General features: G+C 32.9%; 11 protein-coding genes. All 11 read left to right on the forward strand.

The window, feature by feature from the left end:
* Positions 1-209: 209 nt before the first annotated feature.
* The 11 genes from JOC59_RS04420 to JOC59_RS04470 all read left to right on the forward strand — a co-directional run bounded on the left by JOC59_RS04420 (position 210) and on the right by JOC59_RS04470 (position 12,210).
* On the forward strand, positions 210-728 hold the full coding sequence (locus JOC59_RS04420) for a cell wall elongation regulator TseB-like domain-containing protein (protein ID WP_205143593.1): 519 nt from the start codon (positions 210-212) through the stop codon (positions 726-728).
* Positions 729-840: 112 nt separating this feature from the next.
* On the forward strand, positions 841-2,136 hold the full coding sequence (gene asnS, locus JOC59_RS04425; protein ID WP_205143594.1) for an asparagine--tRNA ligase: 1,296 nt from the start codon (positions 841-843) through the stop codon (positions 2,134-2,136).
* A gap of 102 nt (positions 2,137-2,238) precedes the next feature.
* On the forward strand, positions 2,239-2,961 hold the full coding sequence (locus JOC59_RS04430) for a DnaD domain-containing protein (protein WP_205143595.1): 723 nt from the start codon (positions 2,239-2,241) through the stop codon (positions 2,959-2,961).
* A gap of 103 nt (positions 2,962-3,064) precedes the next feature.
* The gene (locus tag JOC59_RS04435) at positions 3,065-3,787 is read left to right on the forward strand and encodes an MIP/aquaporin family protein (protein WP_205143596.1); all 723 of its coding nucleotides are present in this window, start codon (positions 3,065-3,067) and stop codon (positions 3,785-3,787) included.
* A 212-nt stretch (positions 3,788-3,999) separates the two neighbouring features.
* Positions 4,000-5,202 carry an ATP-binding protein gene (locus JOC59_RS04440; RefSeq protein WP_205143597.1) on the forward strand — a complete coding sequence of 401 codons (1,203 nt, stop codon included), beginning with the start codon at positions 4,000-4,002 and terminating at the stop codon, positions 5,200-5,202.
* An 18-nt stretch (positions 5,203-5,220) separates the two neighbouring features.
* Entirely contained in the window at positions 5,221-5,802 is a 582-nt protein-coding gene (locus JOC59_RS04445; RefSeq protein WP_205143598.1) for a GNAT family N-acetyltransferase, read from the forward strand.
* A 65-nt stretch (positions 5,803-5,867) separates the two neighbouring features.
* Positions 5,868-6,923 (forward strand): heat-inducible transcriptional repressor HrcA, encoded by a 1,056-nt coding sequence (hrcA, locus tag JOC59_RS04450; RefSeq protein WP_205143599.1) that lies wholly within the window; start codon positions 5,868-5,870, stop codon positions 6,921-6,923.
* 11 nt (positions 6,924-6,934) lie between these two features.
* The gene (gene grpE / locus JOC59_RS04455) at positions 6,935-7,522 is read left to right on the forward strand and encodes a nucleotide exchange factor GrpE (RefSeq protein ID WP_205143600.1); all 588 of its coding nucleotides are present in this window, start codon (positions 6,935-6,937) and stop codon (positions 7,520-7,522) included.
* Positions 7,523-7,543: 21 nt separating this feature from the next.
* Positions 7,544-9,370, forward strand: a complete 1,827-nt coding sequence (gene dnaK, locus JOC59_RS04460) for a molecular chaperone DnaK (RefSeq protein ID WP_205143601.1) — start codon at positions 7,544-7,546, stop codon at positions 9,368-9,370.
* A gap of 97 nt (positions 9,371-9,467) precedes the next feature.
* A complete protein-coding gene (gene dnaJ / locus JOC59_RS04465; protein ID WP_205143602.1) occupies positions 9,468-10,568 on the forward strand; it encodes a molecular chaperone DnaJ in 1,101 nt (366 codons plus the stop codon).
* 310 nt (positions 10,569-10,878) lie between these two features.
* Complete coding sequence (locus JOC59_RS04470; protein WP_205143603.1) at positions 10,879-12,210, forward strand: amino acid permease; 1,332 nt, start codon at positions 10,879-10,881, stop codon at positions 12,208-12,210.
* The last annotated feature ends 14 nt before the right edge of the window (positions 12,211-12,224 follow it).

Here is a 12,224-nt window from a genome sequence, read left to right on the forward strand (position 1 = left end):
CTCTTTTTTTACACCTTTTTTTACAAAATGCAAGAAAAAAAGATACCGATTAACATGACGACGTCATGTCTATCAGTACCAAAAAGTGTAGACCCTAAAAAACTTTAAATAAGATTTAATTTCCTTGGTTTAGATGTTTAGATGACTAGGTATGTTGTAATTATTTTGTTATAATTATATGTTAGTTGAGAAATAACGAGGGGCTTAAAATGGAATTACGGCAAAATATCTACCATCATCGACGTAAAATAAGACCAATAACATGGCTAATTATTGGCATTATTTTATTTATTGGATTTGGTATCACATTTGTAAACACGGCACTTACGTCTGCTAAAGATGCTGAAGTAAAATATGCGACAATTGCTAAAAATAAAGGCTTAAAAAAACAAACAGACTTTTTAGTATCAAAACGCGCACATACATATTATTCAGTATTTGGCAAAGATAAAAATAATGTAAAAATAGCGTTTATTATGAAGGCTAGCAAGAACGCCAAAAATATTAAACCAATTAAAATATATCTGAAAAAAGGATTAAGCTATCAACAAACAGTTAATTTAGTGTGGGCTAAATATAATCCAAAAAAGGTTTATTCATTAGGATTGACAATGTATAAAGGTGTTCCTGCATGGGATATTTCTTTTAAAACAAAAAAAAATTCATTAAGTTTTGTGACGATACAATTTAGTAATGGTAAGGAATTAAAATTAATCAAAAATTTGTAAACAGATGTTTTACTTATAAATTTGGTGCTATATCAGAACGTCTTTATGATGTAAAATAAATATATGGTTTTTAAATGAAATAATCTATTTACATAGAGATAAGGATAAAACAATGCAAAAAATTAATATTATTGATGCCGCCAGACATGTTGAAGAAGAAGTTGAAATAGGTGCATGGCTTACAAATAAACGATCAAGTGGAAAAATAGCATTTCTTCAATTAAGAGATGGCTCAGCCTTTTTTCAAGGAGTTGTGGTTAAAGCAAAAGTTGGAGAAGAAGTTTTTGAATTAGCTAAAGAGCTAAAACAAGAAGCAGCTATTAAAGTTGTCGGAATAATTCATGAAGATAAGCGTTCACATTTTGGTTATGAAATAGAAGTGACAAAAATCATAGAAATTGGATCTTCTGATGAGTATCCAATAACACCAAAAGAACATGGTACCGACTTTTTGATGGATCATCGTCATTTATATTTACGTCATCAAAAGCCATTTGCTATTATGAAGATACGAAATGAACTTATTAGAGCAACATATGAGTTTTTTAATAAAGAAGGATTTACAAAATTAGATGCACCAATTTTGACTGGTTCAGCGCCAGAAGGAACTACTGAATTGTTTGAAACCGATTATTTTGGACAGTCAGCTTATTTATCGCAAACTGGTCAGTTATATGCTGAAGCAGGCGCTATGGCGTATGGTAAAGTATTTACTTTTGGACCAACTTTTCGAGCTGAAAAATCAAAAACACGACGTCACTTGACTGAGTTTTGGATGATTGAACCTGAAATGGCGTGGACAACGCAGGAAGAAAGTTTAGTAATTCAAGAAAAATATATTGCCTTTTTAGTCCAAAATGTAATTGATCATAATGCCTACGAATTAAAACTTTTAGATCGAGATATTGATATTCTTCGAAAGTATACACAGTTACCTTTTCCTAGATTATCATATGATGATGCAGTTACCTTACTCAAAGATAATGGCTTCGATGTCGAATGGGGAGTCGATTTTGGTTCACCTGAGGAAACATTTTTAGCTAATCATTTTGAAAAACCTGTGTTTATTATTAATTTTCCAAAAGCAATTAAAGCTTTTTATATGAAACGTCATCCATCACGAGATGATGTTGTTGTTTCTGCTGATCTATTAGCACCAGAAGGATATGGAGAAATAATTGGCGGATCTGAGCGTGATACTGATTATGAATATCTAAAAGAACGAATTGAAGAACAAGGATTGAGTTTGGCTGAATACCAGTGGTATTTAGATTTACGGCAATATGGATCAGTTCCGCACAGTGGCTTTGGCCTTGGCCTAGAGCGAGCAGTTACCTGGATTACAGGAACTGAACATATTCGTGAGGCTATTCCATTTCCACGTACGTTAAATAGATTACGACCTTAAAAATAAAAATAAATGGAAAGCGAACTATAATTAGTATGGTTCGTTTTTTCATAGCAGTATATTACTATAATAATAAAAACTTCTAAAAAACGAGGATTAAATTTGAAGATAAATGAAAATAATTTAAATAATTATATACAATCAGGAAATACCGTATTCAGTAATTATCTCTTGATTCATTATTTTGATATTGGAATGAGTAACGAGCAACTACTAATTTATATTCAAGCGAAAAGTGCACTTGATCAAGGTACTAAATTTCCTGATCTTGACATGATAGCTAATAATTTGCATTTTACAAAAAATCAGGTTGCTAATGAATTACAAAAAATGGTTAATGCAAAGCTTGCAGAAATTGAAACGATGCAAATAAATCAACAACATAAAATGGATGTGCTGTCATTTAATGGTTTAACAGAAAAATTATTAACGATGCAAATTAAAAATGATAATGACCAAGCAATACCTAAACCAATCAATACAGCAACTAGTCGTAGTGAAATATTTGCAAATATTGAAAGCGAGTTCAGAAGACCTCTTTCTAGTATAGAATTACAAAAAATTAGTGAATGGTTAGATAGTTATAGTTTTAAACCAGAAATGATTTTATTAGCACTTAAAGAAGCTGTGCTAAATAATGTTTATAATCTTAGATATATTGAGCAGATTTTAATTAATTGGCAACAAAAGAATATTAATACGGCCCATGAAGTAGAAGTAAATCGGCAGGCACGCCAACAATCTATTAATCGTGAAGGTAATTCTAAGCAAAATGTTAGTAATCAAAAATATATCGATATTCCATTTGATAATATTTTTGATTAGCGATAAAAAATTTATTTTAGTAATTTTTAGTTGTTACTTATAATAGTGGATGGTAAACTATATGAGCTACAGAATTATATAATTACCATTTGGAGGAACTATTATGGATTATCCGCTTTTAACGCGTTTAATCGCAGAATTTTTTGGTACGCTATTATTAGTTTTATTAGGAAACGGTGCGGTTGCTAATGTTGATTTAATAAAAAGTAAGGGAAATAAAGGTGGATGGATTTTAATTGCTTTAGGTTATGGGATGGGGGTAATGTTACCTGCCATGATGTTTAGTACGATTTCAGGTAATCATATTAACCCTGCGTTTACAATCGGTTTAGCAATGATTAACTTATTTCCAATGTCGGAAGTTGTGCCATACATTTTAGCACAACTTTTAGGCGCAATTGTTGGTCAAATATTAGTGGTTGGTATTTATAAACCACATTATGATGTCACAGATGATCATGGCGTTGTGCTAGGAACCTTCGCGACTAGTAATGTTTCAAAAAGTTGTCTGAATGGTTTTATTACAGAAGTGATTGGTACTTTTGTGTTGATTTTTTGTGCTCTTGGAATAACATCATCTCAGTCTAATCCTAAATTAGACGCATTAGCATTAGGTTTCTTAGTGATGACCCTAGTTATTTCATTAGGTGGTACGACGGGACCGGCATTAAACCCAGCGCGTGATTTAGGACCACGACTGGTTTATATAGTATTACCTTTAAAACATAAAGGATCGGCTGATTTAAGCTATGCATGGGTTCCAATTTTAGCACCCTTAATTGGTGGAGTAACAGCGGCAGAATGTTGGAAGTTACTATTTTATTAAATAAATTTTCAGGTTTCAAAAATAATGGATGTTAAAGATATAAGTTGATTAATAATATTATCAAATAAAACCCCTCTTACAAAGTAGCAATGTCAAGGTAAGAGGGGTTTAGTCTAGATTCACAATATGTTAAATTATTATCAGTAATAAAAGTATACATTTTATTACTTTAATTTAGATAAGACGCTATTGAATTAATGGAGGAAATTTGATTGACAGAGATAATTTTAAAAAATATAGCACTTAATGCTGAAAATGAACAATTTAAAACAACAGCTAATAGTCTATTAGGAAATCATCTTTTAATTACAGGAACAACTGGTAGTGGAAAATCAACTTCAGCGTTAAGTATTCTGACTGCGTTAAAAAGAAATAATCAAAATACAATTATTATTGATGCAACCGGTGAATATAAAAATATTGAAAATGCGACTGTAGCTAAATTAGGGGAGAATGCCTTTATTGATTATACTAAACTTGATAATAATACTTGGGCGAATCTGTTAACCTTAAATAAACCGAAAGAAATTAAAGTTCTAGCTGCGGCTATTTTAAGTTTAAAAATTCAAAAAAATGTGTATAAAAAAGATGGTATTTACTCAAAAATAAATCGAAAATGGACAGATTTTAAAAAGGATAGCTATCAACTATTTAATTATCCACAACCGTTTAATATCAATTTATTAGGACAACAAATTAGTGAAGAATTAATAAAACCCAAATTAGATGAAACAATGAATTTAGAAGTTATTGGTCAAGAAAGAGATTTTAAAAAGTTAGCTAAGTGGCAGACCAGATTGCAACAAATTAATAATACGTTATCAGATCCAATAATCGCTAACATTTTTCATTTACCTGATCATTTAGCCACGCATAATAACGTAAGGTTTGATATTATGTATCTAATTGCGCTATTTAGTACACACAAAGTAGTGAATAAAACATTAGTTATTGATATATCAAAAGTATTACCAATCGTAAATTTAGATCAAAAAATTGTATCAATCATTGCTAATGAAGTTTTATCGGTCAAAAATAAGAACAATAAAAGACCGGTCGTTTTATTTATAGACGAAGCGCATCGTTATATACCTAATAAAAATAAAAAAATCAGTGAGAATAACGGAGTGTATAAAATATTAAGGGAAGGCCGTAAAGTTGGCACTTATCTATTGTTAACAACGCAAAGCCCATTGGATATACCAACTAAGCTCCTCGGTCAATTTGGGGCAACCTTGACACATAAAATAAAAACAAATACAGAATTAAAACGATTAAAGATTAAAATACCAACTATTATTAGCTATCAACCAGGACAAGCTTTGTTGCAAGGAGACAATTATGCAAAAGTATATGAATTACAAATGATAAAAAGCGATGAACAACATGCTACTAATTCACCTAAGTTTAGTTAAATTAAGAAGGAAAAAATTATGGAAAAATATCAAATAATGGATGCAACCTCACAAATGCAATCACAGATAATAGCACTTTTTAAACGCATTTTTGATCAAATGGAATTACCCCAACTTAAAAAATTAAACAATGATGAGCAAGAGAAGCTATTAAATGAAGCATTTAACATTGTAAAGCTACGTCAGTGGGCAGTTATTAAGGTAATCTTAACACAATCAGATAAAGTCGTAGGAGTTGCATATTCATATAACGGAGTTAACGAAAATAAACTAAAGGAATTACTTTTAGAAAGGACAGCTCCTATTGATTTACATCCTGATGTTGAAACAAAAAGTGGTGAATGGTATTTAGAAATGCTCGTAATTGACCAAGCATATCAAGGACAAGGATTGGGGAAAAAATTACTTGAAGATGTATGGCAAATTGCACAGCAAAACAAGTTAAGTTTAACTTTGAATGTGGACCATACAAATATTAAAGCCAAAAAATTGTATCAAGCACAAGGTTTTATCGATATTTCGTCAATTATGATTGGGCAACATCGATATGTCCATATGCAAAAAAATAAAAAATTGCGACAAATGTTTGACATTCTCTGACTAAGTAGTATTATATTAATTGTTAGCACTTGAGTGTTGTGAGTGCTAAAGTGAGGTGATAGTGAATGTTAACAGATCGGCAAAAGTTGATTCTGCAAGCGATTATTCTGGCTTATACAGAAACTGGACACGCAATAGGATCAAAAGCATTAGCAGATAAACTAAGCATGACTATTAGTTCAGCAACAATTCGAAATGAGATGGCGATTTTAGAGGAAAAAGCGTTAATTCAAAAAGAACATACTAGTTCTGGAAGAATTCCATCTTTAGCAGGCTATCGATATTATGTCGATAATCTTAAAGATATTGATATGCTTGTTAAAAAACAGGATATATTAACAATTAGAGATTCCTTTAATCAAAATTATACGAAGGTTGATGAAATTATAGCACAATCAACTAATATGTTGTCACAGCTTACATCCTATACTGCATTGGCAATTAAACCAGAAACGATAAATACTACATTGTCTGGTTTTAGGCTTGTCCCACTAGGAAGTCACCAAGTGATGGCTATTTTAGTCACTAATAATGGTGATGTTGAGAGCCAACAATTTGCAATTAACAAGGAAGTTACAAGTGAACAGTTAGAGGCCGTTGTTCGAATTGTAAACGACCAACTAATTGGTAAATCTTTAGATGTTGTGGTAAAAAAGTTAGCTAATGAAGTACCAATTTTGATTAATAAATATTTAAGTTCATCAGATGCCTTTTTAGACACATTTGACAATGTTTTAAATAAATTTGGAACAGATCAGTTTTTTGTCGGGGGCCGTTTGAATTTGTTGGATTTTAGCTCAAGTGATAATCCAGCAGCTATTAAACAACTATATGAGCTTCTTAATAGTAAGAAGGATATGCATAATATGATGAACTTTAATGATCAAGAAAATGATCAAACTACTATCTCAGTTAAAATTGGTGACGAAATTGCTAATGATTTATTAAAAGATTATTCATTGTTAACAGCAAGTTATGATGTTGGGGATCACGGGAAAGGAATTATTGCAATTTTGGGGCCAACCCGGATGCCTTATTCAAAGACCATTGGCCTTTTAGGTGCATTTAGGCAAGAACTAACTAGCAAGTTAGTAAATTATTATCACTTTTATGATGAGTAAGGAGGTGCAAAATGGCAGAACAAGAAAATAAAGTAGATGATCAAAATGTTGATGAGCACCAAGCAGAAGCAGAAGCAGAAACAGTAGCCACAACCGAAGAAGCAACTATGGCTGAACAAGCTGAACAAGTAGTAGAAAATACTAGTGATAAGCAAATTGCTGATTTAGAGAATAAGGTTAGTGACATGGAAGACCGCTATTTTAGAGCGCAAGCTGAAATGGACAATATGCAAAAACGTTTTAAAAAAGAACAAGAAGCTCTTCTAAAATATGAGGGAACAAAATTAGCCAAATCAATTTTACCAGCAATCGATAATTTAGAACGTGCTTTAACTGTTGAAGCAGATGATGCGGCCGCTAAACAGTTGAAAACTGGTGTTGAAATGGTATTGAAAACATTAAAACAAGCGTTAAAAGATAACGCGATTGAAGCAGTTGGTGAAATTGGAGATGTTTTTGATCCTAACTATCATCAAGCAATTCAATCAGTTGATGCTGATGAAAAGCATGCAACAGACACGATTGTTGCGGTTATGCAAAAAGGATATGTATTAAAAGATCGTGTTATTCGCCCAGCAATGGTAAGCGTAGCACAATAAAAGAAAGAGGTAAATTTAACAATGGCAAAGATTATTGGAATTGACTTAGGAACAACAAACTCAGCAGTTGCTGTCTTAGAAGGTAATGAACCTAAAATTATTACCAATCCAGATGGTGATCGTACGACTCCTTCAGTTGTTTCATTTAAAAATGGCGAGACAATGGTTGGTAAAACAGCTAAACGTCAAGCAATCACAAACAAAGATACAATTTCTTCAATTAAACGGCATATTGGGGAAGCAGGCTATAAAGTCGATGTTGAAGGTAAGCAATATACGCCTCAAGAAATTTCAGCAATGATTTTACAATACATTAAAAAATACGCAGAGGACTATCTAGGTGAAGAAGTTACCCAAGCGGTTATAACAGTACCGGCTTATTTCAATGATGCACAACGTCAAGCTACAAAAGATGCTGGTAAAATTGCTGGCTTAAAAGTTGAAAGAATTATCAATGAACCAACAGCTGCCGCATTAGCCTATGGTCTAGATAAATTAGATCGTGATGAAAAAATACTGGTTTATGATTTAGGTGGTGGGACTTTTGACGTGTCAGTCTTAGAATTAGGTGATGGGGTATTTGATGTTCTTTCAACTAATGGAGATACACGTCTAGGTGGAGATGATTTTGATCAAAAAATTATTGATTGGCTAGTAGCTGAATTTAAAGCTAATAATGGTGTTGACTTATCAGATGATACATTGGCATTACAACGTTTAAAAGATGCTGCTGAAACTGCGAAAAAGACGCTTTCATCATCAACTGAAGCTCAAATTGATTTACCATTTATTGCCTCAGGTGCGCAAGGCCCATTGCATATTCAAACATCGCTTTCAAGAGCTAAATTTAATCAGTTAACAGTGGATTTAGTTGAACGCGCGAAAGTTCCTGTACAAAATGCCCTTAAAGACGCTGGGTTAACAATGGATGACATTGATCAAGTTATCCTAAATGGTGGTTCAACTCGTATTCCTGCTGTGCAAGAGTCAGTACGTGAAATGACAGGTAAAGAACCATCACATTCAATCAACCCGGATGAAGCTGTTGCTCTTGGTGCAGCTGTTCAAGGTGGTGTGATTACTGGTGATGTTAAAGATGTTGTCTTGCTTGATGTTACACCATTATCATTAGGAATTGAAACAATGGGTGGTGTATTTACTAAGCTAATTGACCGGAATACTACAATTCCAACATCTAAGTCACAAGTTTTTTCAACTGCTGCTGATAATCAACCAGCTGTTGACATTCATGTTCTTCAAGGTGAACGACCAATGGCTGCTGATAATAAAACATTAGGTCGTTTCCAACTAACTGATATTCCAGCAGCACCACGTGGAATTCCACAAATTGAGGTTAAATTTGATATTGATAAAAATGGTATCGTAAATGTTTCTGCGAAGGACTTAGGAACTAATAAGGAACAAAAAATCACCATTAAATCAAATTCTGGTTTATCAGATGAAGAAATTGAACGTATGATGAATGATGCTAAAGCTAATGAAGAAGCAGATTCTAAGCGTAAAGAAGAAGTTGAAGTTCGTAATGAGGTAGACCAATTAATCTTCCAAACTGAAAAGACGATTAAAGAAGTCGGAGATAAGGTTCCTGAAAATGAAGTACAACCAACTAAAGATGCTTTAGAAGAATTGAAAAAAGCACAATCAGATGATAATCTTGAAGAAATGAAAGCTAAAAAGGATGCTTTAAGTGAAAAAGCACAAGAGTTAGCTGTCAAGTTGTATCAACAAGCTCAAGATACTCAAACGACTGATGAAGATTCAAATAAGGGTACTGATGATAACACTGTTGATGGTGATTTTGAAGAAGTTGACCCAAATAAAAAATAATTAGACAATTTAATTATTATTAGTGGGTTTGGGATTTTTCCCAAGCCCGCTTTGTTATAATATTATAATTGCAAGTAAAAATAAATTAAGAGGTAGTATGACAATGGCACAAAATCCATATGAAACACTTGGAGTAGGTCAAGATGCTTCACAAGATGAGATTAAAAAAGCTTATCGTAAGTTATCAAAAAAATATCATCCTGATATTAACCATGAAGCTGGAGCTGAACAAAAGTATAAAGATGTTCAAGACGCTTATGAAACAGTAGGTGATGAACAAAAAAGGCAAAATTATGATCAATATGGTTCTGCTGATGGTGCTCAAGGTTTTGGCGGTTTTGGTGGGCAAGGCTTTGGTGGTTTTGGTGGCCAAGATTTTGGTGATATTTTTAGTCAAATGTTTGGTGGTGGCAGTAGTCGTCGGAATCCAAATGGACCACAACAAGGTAGTGATTTGCAATATCGGATGGACTTAAAATTTGAGGAAGCCATTTTTGGTAAAAAGACAACGATTAAGTATAAACGTGATGCTAATTGTAAAACTTGTGATGGGACGGGTGCTAAGCCAGGAACTAGTCCAATAACATGTCGTAAATGTGGTGGAGCAGGCTATGTTAATGTTGTTCAAAATACACCATTGGGGCGAATGCAAACACAAGCAATGTGTGATGTTTGTCATGGAACTGGAAAAGAAATAACTGATAAGTGTGCGACTTGCGGTGGTAGTGGTCACACACAACAAGATCACGAGGTTAAGGTGACGGTTCCAGCAGGGGTTGAAGATGGCCAACAAATGCGTTTAAATGGCCAAGGTGAAGCTGGTAAAAATGGTGGCCCTTACGGTGATTTATATGTTGTCTTCAGTGTTGCTAGTTCTTCTGATTTTGAACGTGATGGATCAGAAATCTATTACAAATTGCCAATTAGTTTTGTGCAAGCAGCATTAGGTGATGAGGTTTTAGTTAAAACGGTACATGGTGATGTTAATATGAAAATACCGGCTGGAACGCAAACTGGAACTAATTTCCGGTTACGTGGTAAGGGAGCACCTAAACTACGTGGAAATTCAAATGGTGACCAACATGTAACTGTAATTGTACAAGTACCTAAAAATCTAAATAAAGGTCAAAAAGAAGCATTAAAATCATTTGCAAAAGCTAGTGGTGAAAAAAAACATAAAACAGGTTTTTTTAAATAATTAAAAACTTTATTGGTAGTACTAAAAAAGTAAATATTGGTTGAAATAAAAAGCAATTAATTCAAAATATGAGTTAGTTGCTTTTTATTATACATTTGAAAAATAACGGAGCTTATTTTAAGGATAAATTACATAAGTAGGCATGCGTTTAATTTTATTTAAGAGGAAAATTTTAAGAAAGATATTTTTTAATTGAGGGTATCAATGTGTTAGATGAATTAAACTAATGTAAATAATGAATTATAATCTTTTGATTCATGTTAGTTTTTCTACTATACTAATATAGTATGAAAAAGAGAGTAGGTAAGGTATGACTGAAAAAACAGAAATGGCACGAGATTTAAAGAACCGCCATGTCCAGTTGATTGCATTAGGTGGAACAATTGGAACAGGATTATTTATGGGAGCTGGCTCATCAATTAAATTAGCTGGTCCTGGAATTATATTTGTTTATCTAATAACGGGCATATTCGCATTTTTGATTATGCGTGCGTTAGGGGAATTACTAGTTTCTGACACAAGCCAACATAGTTTTGTAAATTTCATCACCAAGTATATAGGACCTAGAGCTGGCTTTATTGTTGGTTGGACTTATTGGATTAGTTGGATAACTATTGCAATGGGGGACTTAACGGCAGTAGGGGTATATATGCAATATTGGTTACCAAATGTACCACAGTGGTTAACGGACTTAATTGTATTATTGCTTTTGTGGGGACTAAATTCAATCACGGTTAAAGCATTTGGGGAAACAGAGTTTTGGTTTTCATTAATTAAGATTGTGGCGATTATTGGGCTAATTTTATTAGGTGCAATTTTAATTGCTATTAAATTTAAAACACCCATGGGGCATGCTAGTTTGGCTAATTTAGTAAATTATGGTGGCTTATTTCCAACGGGCATGAAAAATTTTATCTTAGCTTTTCAAATGGTATTTTTTGCCTTTTTAGGAATTGAAATGGTTGGAGTAACGGCATCAGAAACTAAAAATCCTAAAAAAATTATCCCTAAAGCAATTAATGAGATTCCTACGAGAATTTTACTATTTTATGTTGGTTCTTTAATTGCTATCATGTCAATTTATCCGTGGACCCAATATTCAGGAGCAGCATCACCTTTTGTAAAGGTATTTAGTTCTGCTGGGATTAATTCTGCTGCAAGTATTATAAATTTTGTGGTTTTAACTGCATCATTATCAGCCTTAAACAGTTGCATTTTTACCACTGGCCGCATGATGTATGCCCTAACAGATAATACAAATCCGTTGCATAAATTATCAAGAGCACAAGTTCCTAATCGTGCAATTAACTTGTCTGTGGCTATTATTAGTATCGCAGTCGTTTTAAATGGATTTATGCAAGGTGAAGTATTTGGTTTTATAACAAGTATTGCAACAACAACATTTTTATTTATTTATGGAATGGTAGTTTTAGCACACTTAAGATATAAGCAACAAACTAAAGGTTTAGCTAAAAATGTTTTCCTTATGCCAGGCGCACCATATACTGATTATTTAACGTTGGGTTTCATTATGTTTGTTTTTGTTGTTTTGTTCTTTAGTACAACTACTTTGTATGCGGCGTTGGGTGCTGTCATATGGCTACTTATATTATTTTTTTGGTCGAAGTGGCGAGTTGTATAAAAAGTTTGTTTACA

Origin of the sequence: Periweissella beninensis (genome assembly GCF_016908275.1) — a bacterium.
In the GTDB taxonomy this organism is placed as follows: Bacteria; Bacillota; Bacilli; order Lactobacillales; family Lactobacillaceae; genus Periweissella; species Periweissella beninensis.